A 23,639-nucleotide genomic window follows, 5' to 3' on the forward strand; every position below is an offset into this window, starting at 1 on the left:
CGGGCCGTCCGACAGCCCCTGGCCGCCGGTGGGTCCGTCCGGCAGAGCGCCCGAGGGCGGGCCCCCGCACCGGCTCGCCGCGCCAGCACGCCCGCACCGCCTCCCCCGCACCGGCCCGCGGCAGCACGACGCCGCCCCTCCGTGCCGCCGCGGACGGGCGGCGGCAGCGGAAGAGGCGGCGGGGCGGCGGGCGCCGTGACGGCGGCACCCGACGGGTGTGCGGGCGTGCACTGCACGCAGGGCGTGGGGCGGGCGCTGCACGCGTGACGTGTGGGCGTGCACTGCGCGCGTGAGGTGCAGAAGTGCACTGCCTGCGGGGCGGCGGACGCCCGGCGGCCGGACGCCGTCCGGTCAGGACTTCGGCGACTCCGCGGACTCCGGCGCGTCCAGCGGCTCCGGGGACTCCAGAGTGATGCGCTGGCCGGGCAGGATCAGGTCGGGGTCACTGCCGACCACCGACTCGTTGGTCGCGTAGAGGGCACGCCAGCCGCCGTCCACGGCGTGCTGGACGGCGATCGCGGTGAGCGACTCGCCCTTGGCGACCACGTGGTCGCCGCCCGCCGGCGCGGTCCGCTCGGCGCCACGGCCCGCGCCGCGCTCGGCCGTCTCCCGCTCGTCCTGCTGCGCACCGGTACCGCGGTCCTGGCCCACGGACCGCTCCCCGGACGTGCGTCCGCCGTCGGAGTCGCGGCTGGCGGCGTCCCCGCCAGCCGAGGGGTCGGCGGCGGCGCCGGCCGCCGGGCTGCCGGTGGCGCTGGAGGGCACCTCGCCGGGCGAGCTGCTGGCCTGCGGCCGGGGCGAACGGTCGCCGGTGCCCGTGCCGCCGGAGTCGGAGTCGAGGGGGGTGGGAACAGCCGACGCGCCGGGCACGTCACCGGGGTCGACGTCCGGGACCGCGGTCGGGTCCTCGTGCAGTCCGCTGGTGACGGCGCAGCCGGGCCACGCGTCGGGGCCCTCGGTGGTGAGGATCTGCTCGGCGACGGCTATCTGCTGGCTGCGACTTGCCAGGTCGGGCCGTTCCGCGTAGGCGGTGCCGCCGAACTTCTTCCAGGTGCTGAGCGTCAACTGGAGGCCGCCGTAGTAGCCGTTGTTGGCGTTGGCACTCCACATACCGCCGCTCTCGCACTCGGCCACGCGGTCCCAGGTGGCGGTCTCCGCGGCCGACGCGCCGGAGGCGGCCAGCAGGGGCATCGCGAAGCCGGCTCCGGTCACCCCCGCGGTGACGAAGACGGCAGGGGCCTGACGGGGTCGACGGTGTCGGCCTGTCCCGGAGAGCATGCAGTTGCCTTTCTTATGGCAGTCCTGTGGCGGTGGTTCTGCTGCCGCTGCCTGGCGGGCGGCGGCAGCTGCCCTGACTGACGGCTGAACGTAGCCTCGAACAGCCGTCCATCACAACCCAGTGTCGTGCAGATCACGTAAAGGTCACGGGCGTGAATCGCACCGGCAGTGTTCGCAGTCCGCGCATGATCAGGCCGCCCCGCCAGCGCAGATCAGCCGGATCACCCGCGGCGCTCAGATCCGGCAGCCGGGTCAGCAGTGTGCCCAGCGCGGTCTGCGCCTCCAGCCGCGCCAGCGGCGCCCCCAGGCAGTAGTGGATACCGTGCCCGTAGCCGAGGTGCTGGTTGTCGCGGCGGGCGAGGTCGACGGTGTCGGGACGGTCGAACTTCGCCGGGTCGCGGTCGGCGGCGGCCAGCACCACCAGCACCGGGTCACCCGGCGCGATGTCCTGGCCGCCCAACGTCAGCGGCCTGGTCGCGAACCGCCAGGTGGCCATCTCCACCGGGCCGTCGTAGCGCAGCAGTTCCTCCACGCCGGTGGCGAGCAGCCCGGTGTCCCCGGCTGCCAGCGCGGCCTGGAGCCGCTCGCGCTGGTCCGGGGTGCGCAGCAGGGTGTGCACCCCGTTGCCGATGAGGTTCACCGTCGTCTCGAACCCGGCGAAGAGCAGGATGAAGGCCATGGCTGCGGCCTCGTTCTCGCTCAGGTGCTCCCCGTGGTCGCTGGCCCGGATGAGCCCGGAGATGAGGTCGTCACCGGGCGCGTCCCGCTTGCGGTGGATCAGGTCGGCCAGGTAGCCGCGCATCTTCTTCACCGCCCGGCCCACACCGCCGCGCGGCCCGCCGCCGTGCCGGATCATCATGCCGGCCCAGTCCCGGAAGTCCTCCTGGTCCTCCGCGGGCACGCCGAGCAGGTCGCAGATCGCGTAGATGGGGAGCGGGAACGCGAACTCGTGGATGAGGTCGGCCTCCCCGCGGCCCGCGAAGTCGTCGATGAGCCGGTCCGTCAGCTCCTGGACCCGCGGCGCGAACTCCGCGACGCGGCGCGGGGTGAACGCCTGCGAGACCAGGCGGCGCAGCCGGGTGTGGTCCGGCGGGTCGATGTTGAGCAGGTGGGTCATCAGGTTGGCGCTGCGCTCGCCGGGGATGCCCACTTTGCCCTTGCCGTGCGCCCGTTCGCTGTGGTGGCCCGGGTTCTTGCTGAGCCGCTGGTCGGCGAGCGCCTGCCGGGCGTCGGCGTAGCGGGTGACGAGCCAGGCGTCGACGCCGCTGGGCAGCGTGGTGCGGTGCACGGGTGCGTGCTCGCGCAGCCAGGCGTAGGCGGGGTAGGGGTCGGCGGCGAACTCCCAGTCGAAGAGCGTCGGCGCCGGCGGGCGGGCGGCCGGGCAGGCGGGCGCGGTGTCGTTCACCCTCCGAAGCTAACCCGGCCGCGGCCCGGCTCCCGACCGCGGCCGGGCCCGGGGCGGGCTCAGGCCGTCGCCGCGTCCGCGGCGGCCAGGTCGAGCCAGCCGGTGGTGATGAGGTACTGGCCGAGCAGGTAGCCGGCCATGATCAGCGTCTCCTGCGAGGGGAAGGCCAGGCCCGCCTGCTGGAGGCCGATCAGCAGGTCCGAGCCGAGGAACGCGGCGGCTCCCGCGCCGACGGCGCCGCCCACGCCTAGCGCGGCGACGCCCATCACGGTCAACGCCAGGCTGTACCCGGCGACCGGGAGCCGCAGCTGCCTGTCGAGGGCCGGGCTGAGGGCCGCGTTCACGGCCGCCCAGCCGGCCAGGCAGCCCGCAGCGGCCAGCGGTCGGCGGCGCAGGCCGTCGAGCGCGCCCAGCCGCAGGTAGCCGGCGGTGTAGCTGAGCTGGGTGCCGAGGAAGGCGGCCATACCGAGCAGGAACGCCGGCCGGTGGCGGTCGGCGAGCAGCGCGGTGTCGCCGACGGTGGCGCAGGCCAGCCCGGCGAGCAGCGGCTTGGGGGCCCGCGGGTCGCGGCGGAGCGCGTGCACGGCGAGCGCGGGCATGAGCAGCGGTTTGGCCGCCCGCCGCAGACCGCGCGGGCTGCCTGGACCGCGCGAGCCACGCGGGCCGGCGGCGGTGGCGAGCAGGTCGGCGGCGGCGAGCGCGCCGAATGCGGCAAGTGCGCCGCGGCCGTGTCCGTCGGTGCGGGTCAGCCGTCCGGCTGCCGCCCGCAGCATGGAGCGCGTGCCGCGCCCGGTGATCACCATGCCGGGCAGTCTCGCGACCGGGCGTCCCCCCGTCAATGGCGCTTCTCACGCCGGCGCCGCACCGCCGCGGGGGGATGCGGCGGTGCGGCGGTGCGGGCGGCCTCTCGGCCGACCCGCTGGGGGCTGCTGCGGGAGCCCGGTCCGGGTCAGGTCAGGTCACGTCAGTGGCCTGGGTCGCGCCGCTCGGGCATGCCCTCGCCCGCGGAGCCGTGGTCCCCCAGACCGTGGGGCGAGCGGCGCTGGCCGTCCCGGGGCACCTCGACGTCGTCGGTGGGCCCGGTCTCGTAGCCGACGGGCCGGGACGGGGGCGGGTCGGCGGCCGGGCGGCTGATCCGCCGGCCGCGCCTGACCTGCCGTACACCGAGCCACACGGCAAGGATGAGGACCGTGACCACGCCGATACCGGCGAGGAACGGGCCGATGCCGACGAGCAGGTCTCGCTCCTGCGCAAGGATCTCGTTCATGTCCTCCGGGTACCCGGAAGCGCCCCGCTCAGTCAGCCCGGCCCCTGACCTTTTGGTCCGCCTTGCCCGGTTCACCCCGCGCGAGTCCGTCCGTTCCACCGCACGGGCACGTCCGTTCCGCCCCCACGGGCCCGTCGGTCAGGTGTGTTCGGCGAGGCGTATGGCGTCCCGGTAGCCGCGGGCGGCGGCGCGCAGCGCGGTCTCGGGGTCGACGCCCTCGGCCTCGGCCCGGACGGCGAGGTCCAGCAGCGCGTAGCCGACACCTTCTCCGGCCGGCAGCGGCACGTCCAACCCGGCGGTCCTGGCCCGGCCGGCGAGCTTCGCGGCGAGCGCCAGCGCGGGCTGGCCCAGCGGCACGCCCTCGGTGACGGAGTCCCGCTGCTTCTCCTCGGCCTTGGTGCGCAGCCAGTGCGCCTTCACGTCCTCGGCGGTCTCGGCGGCCTCGTCGCCGAAGACGTGCGGGTGGCGGTGGATGAGCTTGGCGACGATGCCCGCGGCCACGTCGTCCACCGAGAACGGCTCCTCGGCGTCGTCCTCGGCGATGCGGGAGTGGAACACGACCTGGAGCAGCACGTCGCCCAGTTCCTCGCGCAGCGCCTGCCGGTCGCCCTCCTCGATGGCCTCGACCAGTTCGTACGCCTCCTCCAGCCCGTACTTGACCAGGTCGGCGCTGGTCCGCTCCCGGCTCCACGGGCATGCCAGGCGGATGCGGTCCATGACCTGGACCAGGTCGAGCAGACGGGCGCCGGGCAGGTCGTACGAACCGGGCAGCAGTTCCAGGTCGGGCATCTGCTCGCGGCCCGACCCGGCCAGCCGGGCCAGCTGGTCGGTGAGCCGCGGCTCACCCTCGGCACCGGCGACGACCACCGCGGTACGGCCGCCGGCGCAGGCGTCCACCAGGGCGCGCGCCTCGCGCTCCCCCACGCTCACTTCCACGCCGGCCTCCCGCAGGTACGGCAGCTGCGGGTGCCGGGCGTCGCCGCACAGGACCAGGTCCGCGCCGCGCAGGGCCTGCCACGCGGGCCAGCTGAGCAGGCCGGGCGCCACCCGGTGCGTGGTGGTGAGCAGGACGAGGCGGCCGGGGCCGCCGGCGGGCTGGGATGCGGTCACGGGACGAATGTAACGCGACCGGTCCCCGGCTCCTTCGGCGGCCGGACGGGCTGCCCGGGAACGGCCGGCTGCGGACGGGGACGGAACAGCCACGGCAGCCGCGGGTGCACCACCGGGCGGACGAGCCGTCGCACCGGCGGCGCCCCCAGAACCGCCGCCAGCGCCACGGCCAGCAGGACCAGCGCGATCTGCTCGTACCAGGACCGCACCCAGTCGGTGCCGCCGTGGAAGAGGAACAGCCGCAGCACCAGCGGGTGCATCAGGTAGATGGTCAGGCCGCCCGCGCCGAGGGCGGTGAGCACCGGCAGGTGCGTGCGCGGCACGAGGCGCAGGAAGGCCAGCGCGATGACCATGCCGCAGGCCAGCACCGCGCCGCGCACCGCCCAGCCGGCGACCGGGCCGTAGGGCACCTCGTCGCCGTACGGCTCCCGCATGGACAGCCAGGTCAGGTGCACGTCGTGCCGGAACACCCAGGTCGCCGCGCAGGTGGCCGCCAGCACCCCGGCGGCGGCCGGTGCGGTCCAGCGTGCCCGCAGCAGCCCGCGGCCGGTGCCCTGGCCGAGTTTCCAGCCGAGCAGGAAGAACGGCAGGAACGTGACCGTGCGGGAGGCGGAGAAGGCGGAGCCGAACTCCTCGAAGTAGCCGACGGCGAGCGCCGCCGCCACCGACAGCAGCAGCGGGTACCGCAGCGCCGCCAGGTAGGGCAGCGCGACGCGCCAGGCGAGCAGCGACAGCAGGAACCACATCGCCCAGGGCGGCTCGCCGGCGAAGAACGTCCAGTCGCCGTACAGCCAGCGCAGCTGGAGGGTGTGCAGCAGGCCGACCAGCAGGTAGGGCAGTGCGATGGACTCGGTCAGCCGCCGCACCTCGCGGGCGTCCAGCGGGCCCGCGGAGCTGAAGTAGCCCGCGACCATGACGAAGACCGGCACCCGCAGCGCCCAGCTCGCCACGTAGAGCCAGCGCAGGCCGTTGAGTTCGCTGAGCGACTCGATGGTGTGGCCGACCACCACCAGCGCGCCCGAGAGGAACCGCACGTTGTCCCAGTGCGGGTCCCGGGAGGCTGCCCGGCCCTTGCGGGCCTGCGGGTGATCGCCTTCGCGGCCCTGCCGCCGCTGTGCCTCGGGCACCGCCACTGGGTTCGCTCCCCGGGATCGTGATCAGCAACCCGGGGGACGGTAGTGACGGCGGTGCCGGGCCCGGCGTCCACCGGGAGAAGCCGGGGTGAACGCCGGGCGGCGACTCGGGGTCGGCTCACTCCCGGCAGGATCGGGCCGGCGGGCTCACTCCCGGCAGGAGAGCGGGATCAGGCGGGCTGCTGCTCCTCCGGGGCGGCCTTGAGCCACGGCTCCTGCGAACCGGTGAGCGAGACCTGCTCGTTGCTCCACTCGCCGAACCGCGGGCTGATGTCGATGCCCATGTCCTCGGCCGTGGCGACGAAGGTCCGGTCCATGACCTCGCCCGCGTCCGGGCTGTTGAGGTCCACGCCCAGCGACTCGGCGATCTTGAGCACCATCAGGTCCATCCGCAGCACCTCGTCGATCTGGCCGGGGGCGACGGCACGCTCCTGGAGCATGCGGGCGCGGAACGACGCCGGATCGCCCGCCTCCTTGACGCGCTCGGCGCGGAACTCCTGCACGTCGCGGCGGGTCACGCGCACGCCCTCCTCCTCGGCGGCGCGCTCGACGACCTTCTGCCGGATCATGCCGTTGAGCGTGTAGCGGGCCAGCGGGCCGGTGCTCTGGATCAGCTGGGCGCTCTCCGGCTCGGCACGCTGGGCGTCGCGGACCTCCTCCGCCCGGGACTGCACCTGGCCGACCGTGATCCGCTGCCCGTCGACGACGGCCGCCGCTCCCGGGTGGGCCGCCTCACCGCAGCCGGTGAGCAGCGGTGCGCCCAGCAGCAGTGCGGCGACGGCGGAGACGGAGAGCGCGGACCTGTGGCGGTGCATGGGGCCTCCCGGCGGCGGCGAGGGTCGCGCGGCGGTGCAGCGACCTGGCGGTGTTCGATCTTAGGCAGAGCCCCCTGCGGTCTCCACCACTTCGGCACCATCGATTCGCCCCGTCGGCCACCGCGGGCCGGGACTCGCAGGGCCGCGGGTGAGGTGGCGGGACGGCCCACGTGGCCGCTCACGGGCCCTCGCGACGACTCGGCGAGGCCGCCGCGACGGCTCGACGAGGCCGCCGACGGGGAGTTGGCCCGCTGTTACCGCGCCGTACACCCGGTTGCCCCAGAGTGTGCGCCGTGTCCCACGAAGCAGCCGTGCACCCTCCGCATCCGCAGCCGCCCGGCGGTGGCGCCGACACCTCGGCCCGTCCCGCCGGACGCGCCGCGCCCCCGGACGGCACCCCCGCCGGTGCCGCGCCGCCGGACGCGGGCGCCGCTGCGCCCGTGGCGAGCGGCCCGCCGCCGTCCGAGCGGGCCGTGCCGCGCAGGGAGCACCGGTACGACATCGACCTGATGCGGCTGATCTGCTCCTGCGCGGTGATGCTCGGGCACGTGGGCGCGGTGTTCATCGGCGCGGTGGAGCGCGCGGAGAGCGCCGGTCCGGCCGTCTACTGGGTGGGTCATGTCGCCGACTCCGCAAACGAGTTCGCGGTGCCGATGTACTTCGCGATGGCCGGCTGGGCGGTGCTGGTCGGCGCGCCGCCGCGGGACAGCGCGCAGATATGGCAGCGCATCGTCCGCAACGGCGTGCCGCTGTTCCTGTGGACGGGCGCCTACCTCGCCTGGGCCCGGCTGCGGTCCCGCACCGAGGGCCCGGTCAGCTCGCTGGCGCTGGACGCGGTGTTCGGCTCGGTGCGCCCGGCCTACCACCTGTGGTTCATGTACGCCTACATCCCGATCATCGCGGTGCTGGCCGTCGCCGTCCTGGTGCGTGCCGGGCAGCGGCCCTGGGGCCTGGCCGCGGCACTGCTGGCGGTGGCCTGCGCGCCCAGCGCGCTGAAGACCGCGGGCGCGCTCACCGGCTGGGACACCCCGGACGTCGGCTGGGGCTTCGGCACCTACTCCCTGGTCTACGCCGTCGTCGGGGCCATGCTGTTCGCGCTGCCCGGACTGGCGCCGGGGCGGCGGTGGTGGCTGGTGCCGGTGCTGCTCGCCGCGTTCGCCGGGTGCCTCTGGTACAACACGCAGGTCCGGTACGTGATCCCGAACGCCCACCTGTTCGTCGCCGCGATGACGGGGTGCGTGCTGCTGGCGGTGAGCCGGCTGCGGGTCCCGGAGCGGCTGCGTCCGCTGGTCGCGAAGCTGGCCGGCGCGGCGCTCGGCGCGTACATGGTGCACGTCTTCTTCGTGGAGGAACTGGTCCGGCCCCTGGTCACGCCGGGCCTGAGTGCCCCGGCCGCCGCGCTGCTGCTGGTGCTGCTGCTGGCGTTGACGGTGGTTCTGTCCTACGCGGCCAGCCTGCTGTGGGGACGGCTCCGGCTCCGCCGCTGGCTGGGCTGACCCGGGGGCGTCCCGCCGGGGTCAGCCGGTCCCGCCGGTCCGGGTGGCGGAGGACGCGGGCGTCAGCGGTCGGCGGGTGGAGTCGCGGCCGGGCGGGGAGTGGGCAGGTCGCCGGTGGGGGCCGGGGCGGTGCCGACGGCCTGCGCCAGCAGGCCGAGGTTGCGCCGCGTGAGGTCCCACAGCAGCTGCTGCCGGCCGTGCACGTCGGCGACGGCGGCCTCGTGGTCGTCGAGCAGCGCCACGGCCCGCTCGGCGAGTGTGTCGCCCAGGTGCGGGTCGTGCACCGGGACACCCCAGTCGGGGCGTTCGATGTCGGCGAGGAAGTACGCCAGTTTGGGGTGGGACACCAGGCTCAGGATGGGCGTGCCGCACCCGAACGGGATCATGCCGGCGTGCCCGCGCATGCCGATCACCAGGCGGGTCCGCCGGTAGACGTCGCGGATCGAGTCGTTGGACAGGTCGTACAGCGGCTCCACCGGCAGGGTGAGGCCGTGCTCGCGGCGCAGGTCGTGCACCACCTGCTCGTCGGCGGGCGTGTGGGCGGCGCAGCGCACCTCGGTGTGCTTGCGCAGCACCCGTGTCGCGCGGGCCAGTTCGGCGAGGAAGTGGCCGTACCCCTGGCCGAAGCGCAGCGCCGCCCGGTCGTAGGCGCAGTTGAGCAGCACGGTGTCGTCGCGCCGTACCGGGTCCTGCCAGCCGGGCGTGATGTGCCGGGTGACGGTGGTGGGGCAGGGCTGGTGGATCACCCGGTCGCGCAGCTCGGCCGGGAGCAGGTCCCGGACGCGTGCGACGGAGCCGCGGTTGCGCAGCCCGAAGAACGCCGACCGCTCCACCAGCGTTCGCAGCGCGGCGGTGAACCGGTCGCGTTCGTAGCCCTGACCGGCGAAGACGTTGTAGCCGACGGCGAAGACGGCCAGTGGCACGCTGATCCGGCGCAGGGCCGCGTCGGGCACGTTCCACTGCCAGCCGCTGTTGCCGTTGGGCCAGGTGTCCGGCAGGAACAGCCCGCCGCCGCCGACGACGAGCGCACGGCGGCTGTTGACCTGCTCCAGCGCGGCGTCGTCGAACAGCCGGTGCACGGGGACGGCGTGCCAGCGCCCGGAGTCGGGCGGGCCGCCCGCCTGCTCCGCCAGGCAGGCCCGCACCGCCTCCGGCAGCACCTTGTCCCCGGCGTTCTCCTGCCCGCTCGCGTACAGCGCGACGTGCGCCCACTGCTCCCCCGGCGCCACGGCCGCCGCCGCGTCCGCTTCCGGGGCCTGCTCGGCGGCCAGGTGCAGGGTGCGGCAGGTGCGGTTGACGGGTTCGGCGTCGAGGCCGAGGCCGGCCCTGACGCGGGAGGTCTCCTCGTCGCCGCGCAGCCAGGCCAGCCGGGCGAGGCGGCTGAACGCCTTGGCCGCGACCTGCGGGGAGGCGGTGGCCAGCAGCAGGTGGGTCTCGGCCTCGTCGTAGCGGGACACCGCCATCAGGGCGCTGCCCAGCGTCTCGTGGAAGCGCGGCTGGTCGGCCCGCGCGGTGACCGAGGTGAGGACGCGCACCGCCTCGCGGTAGCGGCCCTGCGCGCTGTGCACCAGGCCGACGGCCCGCGCCAGGTCCACGGTGGGCCGTCGTTCCAGCAGCGGGACGGCGAGGTGCAGCAGCAGGTCGGGGTGCTTGTCGCCGGGCAGTGCGCAGTACGCGGAGCGGAACTCGTCGTCGGTGAGCCGGTGGCGCTCGACGGCGGCCCGGTTCGGTTCACGCTGCACGGCGAGGCCGGGCAGGACCAGCCACCCGGGTTCCAGGGTGATCACCGAGCGGTACCCGGCGGTCGGGCCGCCGCCGTCACCCTCGGCGTCGCCCTCGCCGCCGCCGTCGCCGGGGAGCGGGTGGTCGTGCAGGCGCGGGTGGAGGCGGCGGGCGGCGGCCAGCACGTCGGCGGGCAACCCGCCCTGGGGGTTGCCGCCGGGGCCGCCGGGCGGGCCGCCGTGCAACAGGAGGAAGTCCTCGCAGACGGCCGGGTTGCTGAGGGCGAGGCTGCGCAGCAGCGTCAGCAGGGCCGGCCCGTCGTCTGCGGCGGCCCGGCACACGAAGGCGGTCCGCGGCGGCCCGACGACGGGGGACGCGGCGGGCTGGTCGGCGGCAGGCTCCGCAGGCCGGGCGGCGGGGGTGCGGGGAGCGGTCATCGCAGCGCGGTCCTCGTCTCGGTGCTGTGCGTCGCGCGGGAGGTGACCCAGTCCCGCTCCGCCGGGCGCAGCGCCGCGAAGCCGAAGAGGTCGATGCGGGGGTTGACGTCGAGGAAGTCGAGCAGCCGCAGCACGGTGAACACGGTGGTGGCGGAGCCGGTCCCGGTCTCGCCGAGCAGCGCGGGGTCGGTGAGCGGGCGGCGCAGCGAGTCGTCGCCCAGGTACTCCTGCGCGCCGGGCACGGCCTGGCGGACCGCCCGCAGCCACCGCTCGGCGGGGTCGCCGAAGACCAGGCGCACCGGCACGCGGTGCTGCCGTCCGGCGGTGGTCCCGGCGGTGTGGGCGTGCACGTCGGCGCGTTCCCCCGCGCGGAACGCGTCGCAGCGCACCACCAGTTCGTAGCCGTCGAGTGCGCCGGAGGGGGCCCGGCCGTGCACGACGCAGGCCGTCCTCCCGGCGATCCGGTTGCGCAGGTCCCACACGCCGAGCGGGACGACGCCGCCCAGCAGCGGGTCGGGCAGCGGGGGCTGGTCCTGCTCGCGGCAGTGGTCGGCGTACAGCTCGGCGAGCCGGCAGACCCGCGGGTCGGCCGCGCCCGGGTCGCGCAGCGCTGCGGTGACGTGGGCGGTGAAGGCGGCCCGCACCTGCTGCGGCGGGTGCTCGGCGGTGACGGCGGTGGCGAACGCGCGGGCGGTGTCGGTGTCGGCGGGCAGCAGGGCGGCGGCCTCGGTCAGCCGGCCGCGCACCTGGCGGAGCCGGGCCGGCAGCAGCGCGGCGGCCTCGTCGCCGCCGGCCAGTTCGGCGTGCCTCCCGGCGGCCTCGGCGGCGGACGCGGCGCGGCCCAGGCCGTGCAGGGCGAGGGCGCGCAGCCGCCAGGCACCGCGCGAGTTGCGGCGCACTTCCAGTCCGCCGTCTGCGAGGGACAGGGCCAGTTCCAGTTCGGCGGGGCCGCCCAGCTCGACGGCGGCGTTCCCGGCGGCGAGCAGCGCGTCGAACAGCTCCCGGCCGACCGGTCCGGGACGGCCGGAACGGCCGGGGTGCGCGGAGTACGCGGTGTGTGCGGTGAGCAGCGCACCCAGGGCGGCGACGAGCCGCTGACGCGCGGGCTCGGGACGGGTGCCGCCGAGCCCTCCCGTGACGACCGGCCCGACCGGCCCGTCCGGGTACGCGTCCAGCCCCGCCAGGTACGCGGCGCAGTGCCGTACGCGGTCAGTGAGCGGACCAGCGGGTTCCGCTCTGAAGGGCCACTTCGTCATTGAGACTCCACGGTTGGGCGTCGACAGGCGCACGGTGCCCGCGTCACGGGGGGCCGCGGTGGCGGCCGGGGGCCGCTCGGGTGAACTCCGCGGGAAGTGTCAGCGCAGCCTGCGTTTCACCCGTCGGGCCGCCCGGAGCGCGGCGGTGCTGCCTGGCAGCCGCCGGACCACCCCGGGCGTGAAACCGCCGGGGAGTTGCAGCGCGGTGAGGCGGCGCCGCCGGAAGTAGCGCTGGGTCTGCTCGTCCAGGTGCGCGGTGAGCCACTGCTCGGCCTCGGCGCGCAGTTCCGGGTGCCGGGCGGACTGCATGCAGTAGCCGACGGCCCGCACCAGCGGCGCCACCCGCGCCACCGCGTCCGGCTGCTCGGTGACGACCTGCCCGCCGGACTCCACCGGCGGCACCAGGGCGTCCACCACGGTCAGCGGCACCCGGTTGCTGTTCTGGTAGGGCGTCAGGCGGGCCATGACCTCCTCGGTGCCGACCCGGGCGATGGGGATGCCGTAGCAGGCGGCGGCGGTGAGCATCGCGGTGGAGAAGCAGCCGACGACCAGGGTCGGCCGCAGCCGCTCGAAGACGGTCTCCGCGAGCATCGGCCGGTCCAGCACGGTCAGCGTGACGCCCAGGTCGGCGGCGGCCTTGTCGAGCACCTTGGAGTACCGGGCGGGCGCGGTCGGGTGCGGCTTGAACAGCACCGCGCGGTGCCCGGCGGCGGCGGCCCCGCGCAGCATGCGCGCGTGCAGGGCCTCCTCCTCGTCGACGGTGAGGATGTTCAGCGCGGCCAGGTACTGGCCGAGCAGGACCGCGGTCGGGCGGGGCTCGACGACCAGCTCCTCACCGCGGGCCAGCTCCTCCAGCACCGCGCGGAACGCGGCGGTCGGCACGAGTTCGCCGGGCACCTCGTACTCCGACAGCAGCAGCGGGCGCAGCCCCGGCACCAGGTCCAGGTGCAGCAGCCGCTGGATGCGGCAGGCGACGGCCTGCGGCAGCTTCTCCCGGGTGGGGCCGTAGCTCATCAGGCCGTCCGCGTAGACGTGCACCGAGGCGTCCGCGAAGATCGTGCACAGCGCGCGGGCCGGACTGACGTGGACGGACTCCACCACCAGGTCGATCGGCCCGGAACCCAGTCCCCAGGCGGCGCGGAACATGCGCTGCCACAGCGGGCTGTCGGCGGCGGCGGGCGTCCAGCCGCTGGGGTGGTGCGGGCGGATGGTGTGGTTCCAGTCGACGACCGCGTCGAAGCGGGACGCGACGCGGGCCCAGCCGGACATGTCCTGGAGGCGGGCGGCGGTCTCCGGTGTGCCGGAGTTGCCGGACACCAGCAGCACCCGGTGCGCGTCGGCGGCGGGGCCGAACTGCCCGGCGTCCAGCGACGCGGCGAGCGTGGCGGCGCCGTAGAGGGTGGAGACCTCGAAGATCTGCGCCCGGGTCCGGACGCCGGTGTGCTCTCCCATGGGTCAGGCCGCCTTCCGTGCCCCGCCCAGCAACCGGCGCAGCACCTTTCTGCGTTCGTGGTCGAGTTCGGAGAGGGTCCGCTCCAGCGCCTCCGGCGGCATGCGGCGCAGTGCCGCCGCCGAGTCGCGCTTCAACAGGCGTGCGGCGGACGGCTCGTAGCGATCCGCGCCGGCCGCGTGGAAGGCGAGCATCGCGCAGTAGGTGCGGACGATCTTGGGCAGGAAGCGCTCGGCCTCACGGTCGGCCACCACCTCCGCCAGCACCCGGTCGTGGGCGGGGATGAAGTCCAGCTGGCGTGCGTCGCGGATCTGCGTGAGCGAGGTGGTGACACCTCGACGGTAGAACACACCGAGCAGGCCCACCGTCGCGAACGACTGTGCCCGCAGGTGGAGTTGCCAGGTGAGCACCCGGTCCTCGGCGGTGCGCAGCTCGGTGGCGAAGCGCAGCGGCGGCGGGCCGGCGGCCGGGTCCGCGGCCTCGCCGGGCGCGCCGAACAGCTCCCTGCGGTAGATGCCGGCCCAGACGAAGGGGTAGTCCACCATCGTCTCCATGGACGCCGGGGCGATGGCGTCCCGCGGGTCGAGCACCGCGTCCCGGCGGCGGGCGGGCGCGCGCCGCACCACCCGGTCGGTGCCGGTGGCCTGGACGTGGTCGGTGCGCACGAAGTCGCACCCCAGGTCCTCGGCGGTCGCCGCCAGTTCGTCCAGGTAGCCCGGCGCGTACCAGTCGTCGCCGTCGAGAAAGGTCAGGTACTCGCCTGTCGCCGCGTCGATACCGGTGTTGCGCGCCTGCGAGATGCCCAGGTTGCGCTCGTGCCGCAGCACCCGCGCCCCGGGCACCAGGTCGCGCGCCGCCCGGTCGAGCAGTTCACCCGTGCCGTCCGTCGAGCAGTCGTCGACGAGCAGGAACTCCGTCCCCGGGCCCGCGTTCAGCGCGAGACTGCGCAGCGTGTCGGGCACGAACTGCCGCACGTTGTGGCAGGGGACGATGACAGAGAGCTTGGGCACGTGGTTTCCAGACGCCGACGACACATCGGAGGACCAGCCCGGCACCAGGCCCCTGACCAGGAGCGTAATCAGCGGGCGGTGAGCGCGGATGCCCACCCGGGGACGCCCGGGTGAACTTCACGCGTACGGTCGGCGAACCGGCGTGCGTCCCCTTGCCCGTCCACTGCCGTCACGCCCGCGCCTCGCGTCTCACCTGCCTTCGGTCTGCAGGCTCACGAACCACTCCACGCTCTTCGGCGCCCTGACCCGGATCGGCCCGCTCCCAGCGGAGGCAGCACCCAGCTGGTGCTGGCTGTATCCGGCCTCCTCGCTCGGGCAGGTCGCGGTGAACGATCCGGCGTCGTACACCACCGTCAGCGAGGGTGTGCCCGAGTCGGCCATGCAGCTCACCAGCAGCCAGGGCGCTTCTGACGTCGAGGGCCCCGGGTCGAACGTCCCGTCGCCCCGCCGGGGACCGAGCCAGGCGATCTCGCGGTGACCGGTGAGGACTTCGGGGCCGGCGAGCACCGGCTCGGGGTCCGGGGCGGGGGACACCAGGGTCGCGCCGGACGTCGGTTCGGCCCCCCGCCCGTCACCGCCACCCCCGGTGCACGCCGCAGCCGCCAGGGCCAGCAGCACCACCACCGGTACCGCCCGCAGGCGGTACCTCCGCTCTCCGCACATGCGCTGCGGCACGCTTCCCCCTACCGGTCAGCACCACGGCGATACCGGCCGCCCGTCGGCGCCGTCCGCCCGTCCCTCGCACCGTACGTGCCCGCGGCCCTCGTCGCAGCCGGTTCAGCGGCCGGCGAGGCGGGCGCGGCAGAACGCCTCGTCCTCCCGCAGTTGCAGCACCGACGGGTCGTACGGGCCGAGTTCGGCGGCCAGTTCCTGGAGCAGCCGGCTGATCTCGGGCAGCGCCCTGGCGTACTGCCCGGTGTCCACCAACGTGGAGGCGTACTGCCGCCGCAGGGTGCGCACCACCGGCGAGCCCTCGCCGTGCTCGGCGATGGCGGCCGGCAGCGCCTGGCCCAGCAGGTCGGCGACCTGCGTGTACTGCCCGGCCTCCAGCAGCCGGCGGACCTGCGCGAGCTTGCCCGGCAGCGACGGCGGCGAGGACGCGCCCGGGTACGGACGCGGCGGCACACCGGGCGGCGGCCCGTATCCGGCCGGCCCGGCCAGGGGCGGCGGCCACGGCAAGGGCCCCGGGGCGGGCGAGCGGGCCGGGCGGCGCGGCGGCCAGGGGGCCAGCGGCTCCCGGAACGGGCGGGTCGGGTCCATGGGCAGCTCCGGGCCGGAGCGGCCGACGGGGCTGGGCAGCAGCGGGGCGAGCGCCGCGTGCACCTCGTGGGCGTCCGCCGGGCGGGCGGCGACGTCCTTGTCCATCAGCGCGTGCACCAGCGCGGCGAGCGGGACGGGGGTTTCCGGGCGGAGCACCGCGATCGGGTCGGGCTGCTCGTGCAGCTTCATGTAGAGCAGCCCGGCGGGCTCGGGTGCGGTGAACGGCGGGCGTCCGGCGAGGAGTTCGTAGAGCACCACACCCAGCGCGTACAGGTCGGCCGCCGGACCGACGGGCGTGCCGCCCAGTGCCTGCTCGGGCGCCATGTAGACGGGCGTGCCGATCAGCGCGCCGGTGCGGGTGAGGCGGCTGGTGTCGCCCACCGAGCCGACGGCGGCGATGCCGAGGTCCACCACGACGACCCGGCCGTCGGGCCGGACCATGATGTTGCCCGGCTTGAGGTCCCGGTGGACGATGCGGGCGCTGTGCACCGCGGCCAGCGCCGAGCACAGCTGCGCCGCGACGGACACCGCCCAGCGCATCGGGTAGGGGCGGTGCGCGGCCAGGTGGTCGCTGAGGTCGGTGCCGTCCACGCGCTGCATGACGAGGAACAGTTCCCGGTCGTCCTGCCCGGCGTCGAAGACGGTGACCAGGCCCGGGTGGTCGATCTGCGCGGTGACCCGGCACTCCCGCTCGAACCGCTCCCGCAGCTCGTCCGCGGGTGAGCTGTCCGACAGGCCGGCCATGGAGGCCACCCGGCCCGGGTGCATGAGCTTCACGGCGACCGGCCGTCCGCCCAGCCCGCGGTCGTGGCCGCCCCACACCTGGCCCATCGCGCCCTTGCCGAGCTGCTCGGCCAGTTCGTACCGGCCCGCCACGAGGCGGCCTCTCACTCCTTCTCCCGCTTGCGCAGCAGGGCGTCCAGCTCGTCCAGCTCGGAGGCGACCCGCCGCATGCGCGGGGAGCCGGGCTGCTGCCCGGCGCCGGCCTGCCCGCCGGGCCCGTACGGTCCTGCGGGCGCGCCACCGGCGTAGGGGCCGGCCGGGGCACCCCCGGGCGCCTGAGGGTGCGGCCCCGCCTGCGGCTGCCCCCAGGCGGGGCCGGCGGCACCGGGGCCGGCGGGTCCGTGCGGGACTGCGTACGCGCCGGGCGGGCCCGCCGGCCAGCCGCTGCGCCGTTCGCGGGGGAAGCGGTCGCCGAGGAACCCGTACACGGTCGCCGCCACGCCGTACACCAGCATGTAGAAGATGGCCCTGTTGGTCTCAGGACTGTTGTCGTCCGGGGCGTCCGCCGGAATCTCCAACAGCAGCCAGCAGAAGCCCAGCGTCAGTCCCACGCTGAGGAAGAACAGCCACCAGTCGAGCGAACGGCGGCGCAGCACGGCGAAGCGCAGCAGCGGAACCCAGGCCAGCAGCGTGAGGGAGAGCAGCGGCAGCAGGGCGAAGAACGTGCGCACGATCAGCGCCCAGGTACCCGGGCCGTGCTGCGGGGCCCGGGACGGGGGTGGCGTGGCCGGGCCGTACATCGGCTCTCCCTCATCGGCGAAACGTCTGCGGTCAGGCACGGCCTGCGCGCAGCGTGGGTGCCTGCAGCGTGGGTGCCCGGTGGGGGGAGCGTATCCAGTCGTGTCGGACGGCGCCCCCGCGACCGGCGAACAGCAGGGTACCCAACAGGTCTTGTCTGTTGCGTGTCCGCGGACGGACGGCCGGCCGGTTCGGCTGCCCGGCCGGTCGTCCGCGGCCTGCCGTCCGCGGTCCGTCAGGAACCGACGACGGTGGCGAGGAACTCGCCCGTCCAGGCCAGCAGGTCCCGGCCCACCACCGGCTTGCCGCCGATGCCGCCGGGCTTGGGACGCGGCACCAGCACCTGGCGTGCGTTCTGCTTGATCTGCGAGCCGGGGTAGACCCGCATCAGGCGCAGCTCCTGCGACTCGCGCAGCTCCACCGGCCCGAAGCGCACCTTGCCGCCCTGGAGGGTGATGTCGGTGACGCCGCAGGCACGGGCCAGCATGCGCAGCCCTGCGACCAGCAGCAGGTTCTCCACCGGCTCGGGCAGCTTGCCGTAGCGGTCGACCAGTTCCTCGCGGACCGCCTTGACGTCCTGCTCGGTGCTGGCCGAGGCGATGGCCCGGTACGCCTGGAGCCGCAGCTGCTCGGCAGGTGCGAAGTCGTGCGGCACGTGGGCGTCCACCGGCAGCTCGATCTTCACCTCCAGCGGGGCCGCCTCCTCGCTGCCGCCGCCGTCCAGCGCGGCCCGGTAGTCGGCGACGGCCTCGCCGACCATGCGGATGTACAGGTCGAAGCCGACACCGGCGATGTGCCCGGACTGCTCGCCGCCCAGCAGGTTGCCCGCGCCGCGGATCTCCAGGTCCTTCATCGCCACGTACATGCCCGCGCCCATCTCGGTGTGCTGCGCGATGGTCGCCAGCCGCTCGTGCGCGGTCTCGGTGAGCGGCTTCTCCGGCGGGTACAGGAAGTACGCGTAGCCGCGGTCCCGGCCGCGCCCCACCCGGCCGCGCAGCTGGTGCAGCTGGGACAGCCCGAAGTTGTCGCCGCGCTCCACGATCAGGGTGTTGGCGTTGGAGATGTCGATGCCGGACTCGACGATGGTGGTGGACACCAGCACGTCGAACTTCTTCTCCCAGAAGTCGACGACGACCTGCTCCAGCGCGCTCTCGCCCATCTGCCCGTGCGCGGTGGCGATGCGCGCCTCGGGCACGATCTCGCGCAGCCGGGCCGTCGCCCGGTCGATGGACTCCACCCGGTTGTGGATGTAGAACACCTGGCCCTCGCGCAGCAGTTCACGGCGGATCGCCGCACCGATCTGCCGCTGGTCGTAGGGGCCGACGAAGGTCAGCACCGGGTGCCGCTCCTCGGGCGGGGTGGTGATGGTGGACATCTCGCGGATGCCGGTGACGGCCATCTCCAGGGTGCGCGGGATCGGCGTCGCCGACATCGTCAGCACGTCCACGTTGGCCCGCAGCTTCTTCAGCTGCTCCTTGTGCTCGACGCCGAAGCGCTGCTCCTCGTCGACGATGACCAGGCCGAGGTCCTTGAACTTCGTCTGCGAGGAGAACAGCCGGTGGGTGCCGATGACGATGTCCACCGAGCCCTCGCGCAGGCCCTCCAGGACGTCCTGCGCCTCGCTCTCGCTCTGGAACCGCGACAGCGCCCGCACCTTCACCGGGAACTGGCCGTACCGCTCGGTGAACGTGCCGAAGTGCTGCTGCACCAGCAGCGTGGTGGGCACCAGCACCGCGACCTGCTTGCCGTCCTGCACCGCCTTGAACGCGGCACGCACGGCGATCTCCGTCTTGCCGTAGCCGACGTCGCCGCAGACCAGGCGGTCCATGGGGACGGACTTCTCCATGTCCTCCTTGACCTCGGCGATCGTCGTCAGCTGGTCGGGCGTCTCCACGTACGGGAAGGCGTCCTCCAGCTCGCGCTGCCAGGGGCTGTCCGGGCCGAAGGCGTGGCCGGGCGCGGCCATGCGGGCCGAGTACAGCTTGATCAGGTCGGCGGCGATCTCCTTGACGGCCTTCTTGGCGCGGGCCTTCGTCTTCGTCCAGTCCGCGCCGCCCAGGCGGTGCAGCGACGGCTGCTCGCCGCCGACGTACTTGGTGACCTGCTCCAGCTGGTCGGTGGGCACGAACAGCCGGTCGCCGGGCTGGCCGCGCTTGGCCGGGGCGTACTCCACGAGCAGGTACTCGCGGGTGGCACCCTGCACGGTGCGCTGCACCATCTCCACGTACCGGCCGACGCCGTGCTGCTCGTGCACGATGTAGTCGCCCGGCTGGAGCGTCAGCGGGTCGATGGTCTTGCGGCGGCGGGCGGGCATGCGCGCCGCGTCCCGCCCGGCGGCCTTCTGCCCGGACAGGTCGGTCTCGGTGAGCACCGCCAGGTTCAGCCCCGGCGCGACGAAGCCGTGGTCGAGCGAGCCGCAGGACACCTGGACCACCGACGGTTCCAGCGCGGTCAGCTCGCCGTCGAGCCGCGCGGCGATGTTCTCGCCGCCCAGCACCTCGACGGTCCGGGCCGCCGGGCCGTGCCCCTCGGTGAGGTAGACGCAGTTCCAGCCGCCGGACAGCCACCCGCGGGTGTCGGCCAGTGCCCGGGCGGTGTCGCCCCGGTAGGACTCGGCGGCGTGCAGGCCGAGCCGCAGCGTGTCGGCGTCCCGCGCCACCGCGTCGTCCGCGCCGGGCGCGTCGTCGGCACCGGGCGCGTCGTCGGCGAGGTTCCCGCCGTCGTCGAGGGCGTCCGCCGCGAAGGGGCTGACCGACCACCACAGCATGTCCAGCTCGCGGGCCCGCTCACGCACCTCGGCCAGCCGGCGCAGCGAGGCGGCGCCCACGTCGATGGGGGCGTCGCCGCCGCCCGCGCTGGCGGCCCAGGATGCCTGCAGGAACTCCTGGCTGGTCGCCACCAGGTCCGCGGCCCTGGTCCGCACCCGCTCCGGGTCGCACACCACCGTCATGGTGCCGGCCGGCAGCACGTCGAGCAGCAGTTCCATCTCGTCCACCAGCACCGGAGCCAGGGACTCCATGCCCTCCACGGCGATGCCCTCGGCGATCTTGCCGAGCAGTTCGTCCAGCTCGGGGTGGTCCGCGGCCAGCTCGGCGGCCCGCGCCCGCACCTCGTCGGTGAGCAGCAGCTCCCGGCAGGGCGGCGCCCACAGGCCGTGCTCGGCGACCTCCAGGGACCGCTGGTCGGCGACCTTGAAGTAGCGGACCTCCTCGACCTCGTCGCCCCAGAACTCCACCCGCAGCGGGTGCTCCTCGGTGGGCGGGAACACGTCGAGGATGCCGCCGCGCACGGCGAACTCGCCGCGCTTCTCCACCAGCTCCACGCGGGCGTAGGCGGCTGCCGCGAGGCCGTCCACGACCTCGTCCAGCTCAGCCGTCTCCCCGCTGCGCAGGCTCACCGGTTCCAGCTCGCCCAGCCCCTTGACCTGCGGCTGGAGCACGGACCTGACAGGCGCGACGACCACCCGCACCGGCCCGGCGGACGGGTCGTCGGCCCGGGGGTGGGTGAGGCGGCGCAGCACGGCCAGCCGACGGCCGACAGTGTCGCTGCGCGGCGACAGCCGCTCGTGCGGCAGCGTCTCCCAGGCCGGGTACTCCACGACCGTGTCGTCCTGCCCGGCGGGCATCAGCGAGCGCAGCGCGGCGGCGAGGTCCTCGGCCTCCCTGCCGGTGGCGGTCACCGCCAGCACCGTGCGGCCGGCGTCCCGGGCGAGCGCGGCGAGCGCGAGCGGACGGGCGGCGGGCGGGCCGACGAGGTCGACGTGGTGCCGGTTGCCGTCGGAGGCGGCCCGGACAGCCTCGGCCAGGGCCGGGTCCCGTACGACGGCGTCGAGCAGACCGGTCAGACTCATGGGGGTTTTCCGTCTCCGCAGCAGCAGCGTGGACAACACGAACGGCCCGACAGGCGAGCCGACCGGGGTTCTCCAGCGTACGCCGTCCGTCCGACACCGCCCGGCCACCGGCGCGGGGCGGTCGAGCGGAGGGTGCCGCGCCACGGGTCCTCAGCGTTGTGGGGCGCGCGTGACGGTGATCAGGAGCGGCGTTCGCACCCCGAGGCGGGCGGCGGAGTCGGCGATCACCTCGCCGAGCCAGCCGACCACGTCCACCGTCCACCGTCCACTGTTGATGTCGACCTCCACCCGGGTCCCTGCTACCGGGGCGCAGTGCGCGAACCAGTCCACGCTGAGCATCGCAGGTAGCTGGTCGCGGTTCTCTCGTAACAGGTGGCAATGCTGGACCGCTGCTTCGTCGGCCGCCGACTGCGGCCCGTGCCACCCCGGCAGCGACTCGTGAGGGGGAAGGTGCTCAGGGGGTCGTCGTCCCCTGTGCTGAGGGCGCTGGTGAGGCTGTCCACGTGTCGATCGTGCCCTCCCCTGACGCTGCGGTGGCCGTGTCCGGGCTGCGGGTGTGCGCGACGAGGGCGTGGGCGGCGGTGGGGTGGGCGGGTAGCAGGGTGCTGAGGCCGGTGAGTTCCAGCAGCCGCTCCACGCGGTCGGGGACGGCGGCGAGGACCAGGGTGCCGTCGGCGGTCTTGGCGCAGCGGTAGATGCCGATGAGGGCGTTGAGGCCGGAGGAGTCGCAGAAGGTGACGGCTGCGAGGTCGAGGATCAGATGGCGGTGGCCCTGTTCGATGAGGGCCAGTGCCTGGGTGCGCAGGTGGGGGGCGGTGGCTAGGTCGAGGTCGCCGGCGATGTCGGCCAGGGCGAGGTCGCCGTCGGTGTGCTGTGCGGTGAGACGGAAGTCGGTCACGGTCGGCTCCCCGGCGTCCCGCCGGCGGGGGCGATGGTGTGGGCGGTGGCGGTCGCGGTGAGGCCGTCTGTGGCGTCGGCAAGGGGGACGGACAGGGCCAGCAGGGCGACGTCGTCACCGGCCCCCTGGGGTGTGGCGTCGATGAGGTCGACGGTGTCCCCTATGACCGCGGTCGCACCGCTGGGCCCGGTGCGTGCGGAGAGGAAGCGGGTCAGGCCCTCTTCTCCGATCATTTCTCCGCCCAGGGTGCGGGCCTCGGTCAGTCCGTCGGTGTAGAAAAGCAGTCCTTCGCCCGGGGCGAGGTGGATGGTGTGGGAGGCGAAGCGCGCCTCGGCGAGGGCGCCGATGAGCATGCCGCCCTTGGGGCGCACCGCTTCCAGCGTCCCCTGCCCGCGCAGGTGGTAGGCCGGGGGGTGCCCGCCGGTGGCCACCGTGACAGTGAACCCGTCCTTCTCGTGGGGTTCCAGGGTGCCGAAGACGGCGGTGCAGAACCGGGTACCGACGGCCGGGTCGAGGAGCAGCACCGTGTTCAGGGAGGTGAGGACCTTGTCGGGGTCGGGGTCGATCAGGGCGGCGGCGCGCAGGGTGTAGCGGGTCAGGGAGGTGACGGCGGCCGCTTCGGGACCCTTGCCGCACACGTCTCCGAGGAAGAACGCCCACCTCGTGCCGTCGAGGGGGAAGACGTCGTAGAAGTCCCCGCCCACGTCCTGCGGGGAGGCGGTGGCGTAGTGGCAGGCCAGTTCCAGCCCCGGTACCACGGGCAGTGCCGGCGGGAGCAGGGTGCGCTGGAGAGTGGAGGCGAACGCCTGGATGGCGGCCGTGTCGCGCTCCGCGCGCTCGCGGGCCTCCTCCTGCTCGATGCGCCGCTCCTGCTCGGTGCGCAGGGCGGCCAAGGCCGCAAGGCGCATCTCCAGCTCATCGAGCACGATCGCGGCCAGGTCCGTGAGGGTGGCGGTGTCGTCCTCGGTGATCAGGCGCGGTTTGGTGTCGAGGATGTTGACGGTGCCCAGCCGGTGCCCGTCTCCGGTGATGATCGGGGCGGCGGCGTAGAAACGGACCGCCATCGGTCCGGCGACCAGGCCGTTGCTGACGGCGACGGGGTCGGTGAGAGTGTCCGGGATCACCAGCGCCTCGTCGGAGAGAATCGCCGAACCGCATAGGCCCGGCTCCCGGCTGATCTCGCTTACGCCCTCCAGGCCGTACGCGGCCTTGAACCAGATCCGGTCCTCGTCCACGATCGTCACGCTCGCCACCGGCACCTTGAACAGCCGGGCCGCCATCGCCGCAACACGGTCGAACGCGCCGTCGGGCGGGGTGTCGAGGATGTTGTAGCGTCGCACCGCGTCCATCCGGGCCGCTTCTTCCACCGCGCTGAGCGTTCGCCGGCCTGGCGTGCCCACCGGGCCGGTCGCGTGTCGCGCTTGCGGCATCGTCTGCCTTCCTTTGCCGCGCCAGCCTCGGTGGCCAACGACTGTCGCAGCCTAGACCGGCCTCCCGGCGTCAAGAAACCAACGTTCTCTGAGGATCGGCCGCCGATCACCGAGAGTGGCTCCAGGTGGTGAAGTCGGCCCGGGGCGCGGTGGGCGGAAGAAGCGCCTTCGTAGCGGCAGTCACCCCGGCACGGAGGGTCCCAGCGGGCCGTCGGGACGCCGGACGCACGCACCCTCCCGGGCCGGTGACTGCCCCGGCCCCTCCACCGCACCGCACCGCACGAACGCGCCCCGCCCCCGG

At 74.7% G+C, this 23,639-nt stretch carries 19 protein-coding genes; 1 reads left to right on the forward strand and 18 read right to left on the reverse strand.

The genetic code is table 11. From position 1 onward, the window contains the following. Nucleotides 1-351: 351 nt before the first annotated feature. The 7 genes from QNO07_RS21540 to QNO07_RS21570 all read right to left on the reverse strand — a co-directional run bounded on the left by QNO07_RS21540 (nucleotide 352) and on the right by QNO07_RS21570 (nucleotide 7,008). Entirely contained in the window at nucleotides 352-1,191 is an 840-nt protein-coding gene (locus tag QNO07_RS21540; protein ID WP_283993870.1) for a LysM peptidoglycan-binding domain-containing protein, read from the reverse strand. A gap of 220 nt (nucleotides 1,192-1,411) precedes the next feature. Further along, nucleotides 1,412-2,683 carry a cytochrome P450 family protein gene (locus QNO07_RS21545; RefSeq protein ID WP_283993871.1) on the reverse strand — a complete coding sequence of 424 codons (1,272 nt, stop codon included), beginning with the start codon at nucleotides 2,681-2,683 and terminating at the stop codon, nucleotides 1,412-1,414. A 59-nt stretch (nucleotides 2,684-2,742) separates the two neighbouring features. Further along, nucleotides 2,743-3,486 carry a lysoplasmalogenase gene (locus QNO07_RS21550; protein ID WP_283993872.1) on the reverse strand — a complete coding sequence of 248 codons (744 nt, stop codon included), beginning with the start codon at nucleotides 3,484-3,486 and terminating at the stop codon, nucleotides 2,743-2,745. A 161-nt stretch (nucleotides 3,487-3,647) separates the two neighbouring features. Continuing rightward, entirely contained in the window at nucleotides 3,648-3,950 is a 303-nt protein-coding gene (locus QNO07_RS21555; RefSeq protein ID WP_283993873.1) for a DUF6479 family protein, read from the reverse strand. A gap of 138 nt (nucleotides 3,951-4,088) precedes the next feature. Then, complete coding sequence (locus QNO07_RS21560) at nucleotides 4,089-5,060, reverse strand: nucleoside triphosphate pyrophosphohydrolase (protein WP_283993874.1); 972 nt, start codon at nucleotides 5,058-5,060, stop codon at nucleotides 4,089-4,091. After that, a complete protein-coding gene (locus QNO07_RS21565; RefSeq protein WP_283993875.1) occupies nucleotides 5,057-6,193 on the reverse strand; it encodes an acyltransferase family protein in 1,137 nt (378 codons plus the stop codon). Before QNO07_RS21565 ends, QNO07_RS21560 begins: the two co-directional genes overlap by 4 nt. A gap of 170 nt (nucleotides 6,194-6,363) precedes the next feature. Further along, nucleotides 6,364-7,008 (reverse strand): SurA N-terminal domain-containing protein, encoded by a 645-nt coding sequence (locus QNO07_RS21570; RefSeq protein WP_283993876.1) that lies wholly within the window; start codon nucleotides 7,006-7,008, stop codon nucleotides 6,364-6,366. 440 nt (nucleotides 7,009-7,448) lie between these two features. On the opposite strand from QNO07_RS21570, the gene QNO07_RS21575 reads away from it, so the two are divergent. Then, nucleotides 7,449-8,504, forward strand: coding sequence for an acyltransferase (locus QNO07_RS21575; RefSeq protein ID WP_502961906.1), 1,056 nt, complete (start codon nucleotides 7,449-7,451; stop codon nucleotides 8,502-8,504). A 62-nt stretch (nucleotides 8,505-8,566) separates the two neighbouring features. Here the strand turns inward: QNO07_RS21575 and QNO07_RS21580 are convergent, their stop codons facing one another. The 11 genes from QNO07_RS21580 to QNO07_RS21630 all read right to left on the reverse strand — a co-directional run bounded on the left by QNO07_RS21580 (nucleotide 8,567) and on the right by QNO07_RS21630 (nucleotide 23,257). Then, the gene (locus QNO07_RS21580) at nucleotides 8,567-10,663 is read right to left on the reverse strand and encodes a polysaccharide pyruvyl transferase family protein (protein ID WP_283993878.1); all 2,097 of its coding nucleotides are present in this window, start codon (nucleotides 10,661-10,663) and stop codon (nucleotides 8,567-8,569) included. Further along, entirely contained in the window at nucleotides 10,660-11,919 is a 1,260-nt protein-coding gene (locus QNO07_RS21585) for a hypothetical protein (protein WP_283993879.1), read from the reverse strand. The genes QNO07_RS21580 and QNO07_RS21585 overlap by 4 nt, the downstream gene beginning before the upstream one ends. Before the next feature lie 99 nt (nucleotides 11,920-12,018). Continuing rightward, nucleotides 12,019-13,371: a polysialyltransferase family glycosyltransferase gene (locus tag QNO07_RS21590; protein ID WP_283993880.1), complete on the reverse strand. Its 1,353-nt coding sequence runs from the start codon at nucleotides 13,369-13,371 to the stop codon at nucleotides 12,019-12,021. Between the two features lie 3 nt (nucleotides 13,372-13,374). Then, a complete protein-coding gene (locus QNO07_RS21595; RefSeq protein WP_283993881.1) occupies nucleotides 13,375-14,379 on the reverse strand; it encodes a glycosyltransferase family 2 protein in 1,005 nt (334 codons plus the stop codon). Between the two features lie 189 nt (nucleotides 14,380-14,568). Beyond that, on the reverse strand, nucleotides 14,569-15,054 hold the full coding sequence (locus QNO07_RS21600; protein WP_283993882.1) for a hypothetical protein: 486 nt from the start codon (nucleotides 15,052-15,054) through the stop codon (nucleotides 14,569-14,571). Between the two features lie 102 nt (nucleotides 15,055-15,156). Next, on the reverse strand, nucleotides 15,157-16,530 hold the full coding sequence (locus QNO07_RS21605) for a serine/threonine-protein kinase (RefSeq protein WP_283993883.1): 1,374 nt from the start codon (nucleotides 16,528-16,530) through the stop codon (nucleotides 15,157-15,159). Beyond that, the gene (locus QNO07_RS21610; protein ID WP_283993885.1) at nucleotides 16,527-17,162 is read right to left on the reverse strand and encodes a hypothetical protein; all 636 of its coding nucleotides are present in this window, start codon (nucleotides 17,160-17,162) and stop codon (nucleotides 16,527-16,529) included. Before QNO07_RS21610 ends, QNO07_RS21605 begins: the two co-directional genes overlap by 4 nt. Nucleotides 17,163-17,395: 233 nt before the next feature. Then, on the reverse strand, nucleotides 17,396-21,010 hold the full coding sequence (gene mfd, locus QNO07_RS21615) for a transcription-repair coupling factor (RefSeq protein ID WP_283993886.1): 3,615 nt from the start codon (nucleotides 21,008-21,010) through the stop codon (nucleotides 17,396-17,398). 150 nt (nucleotides 21,011-21,160) lie between these two features. Continuing rightward, complete coding sequence (locus tag QNO07_RS21620; RefSeq protein WP_283993887.1) at nucleotides 21,161-21,340, reverse strand: hypothetical protein; 180 nt, start codon at nucleotides 21,338-21,340, stop codon at nucleotides 21,161-21,163. Between the two features lie 124 nt (nucleotides 21,341-21,464). After that, entirely contained in the window at nucleotides 21,465-21,908 is a 444-nt protein-coding gene (locus tag QNO07_RS21625) for an STAS domain-containing protein (RefSeq protein WP_283993888.1), read from the reverse strand. After that, nucleotides 21,905-23,257, reverse strand: a complete 1,353-nt coding sequence (locus QNO07_RS21630) for a PP2C family protein-serine/threonine phosphatase (RefSeq protein ID WP_283993889.1) — start codon at nucleotides 23,255-23,257, stop codon at nucleotides 21,905-21,907. Before QNO07_RS21630 ends, QNO07_RS21625 begins: the two co-directional genes overlap by 4 nt. Nucleotides 23,258-23,639 lie beyond the last annotated feature (382 nt).

The organism is Streptomyces sp. 549, assembly GCF_030124175.1.
Lineage (GTDB): Bacteria > Actinomycetota > Actinomycetes > Streptomycetales > Streptomycetaceae > Streptomyces.

Bases quoted from the DNA above. Each gene is read 5' to 3' on its own strand.
- QNO07_RS21580 (WP_283993878.1), bottom strand. From the start codon at position 10,663: ATGACCGCTCCCCGCACCCCCGCCGCCCGGCCTGCGGAGCCTGCCGCC.
- QNO07_RS21590 (WP_283993880.1), bottom strand. From the start codon at position 13,371: ATGGGAGAGCACACCGGCGTCCGGACCCGGGCGCAGATCTTCGAGGTC.
- QNO07_RS21550 (WP_283993872.1), bottom strand. From the start codon at position 3,486: ATGGTGATCACCGGGCGCGGCACGCGCTCCATGCTGCGGGCGGCAGCC.
- QNO07_RS21540 (WP_283993870.1), bottom strand. From the start codon at position 1,191: ATGCCCCTGCTGGCCGCCTCCGGCGCGTCGGCCGCGGAGACCGCCACC.
- QNO07_RS21630 (WP_283993889.1), bottom strand. From the start codon at position 23,257: ATGGACGCGGTGCGACGCTACAACATCCTCGACACCCCGCCCGACGGC.
- QNO07_RS21555 (WP_283993873.1), bottom strand. From the start codon at position 3,950: ATGAACGAGATCCTTGCGCAGGAGCGAGACCTGCTCGTCGGCATCGGC.
- mfd (WP_283993886.1), bottom strand. From the start codon at position 21,010: ATGAGTCTGACCGGTCTGCTCGACGCCGTCGTACGGGACCCGGCCCTG.
- QNO07_RS21610 (WP_283993885.1), bottom strand. From the start codon at position 17,162: ATGTACGGCCCGGCCACGCCACCCCCGTCCCGGGCCCCGCAGCACGGC.
- QNO07_RS21585 (WP_283993879.1), bottom strand. From the start codon at position 11,919: ATGACGAAGTGGCCCTTCAGAGCGGAACCCGCTGGTCCGCTCACTGAC.
- QNO07_RS21570 (WP_283993876.1), bottom strand. From the start codon at position 7,008: ATGCACCGCCACAGGTCCGCGCTCTCCGTCTCCGCCGTCGCCGCACTG.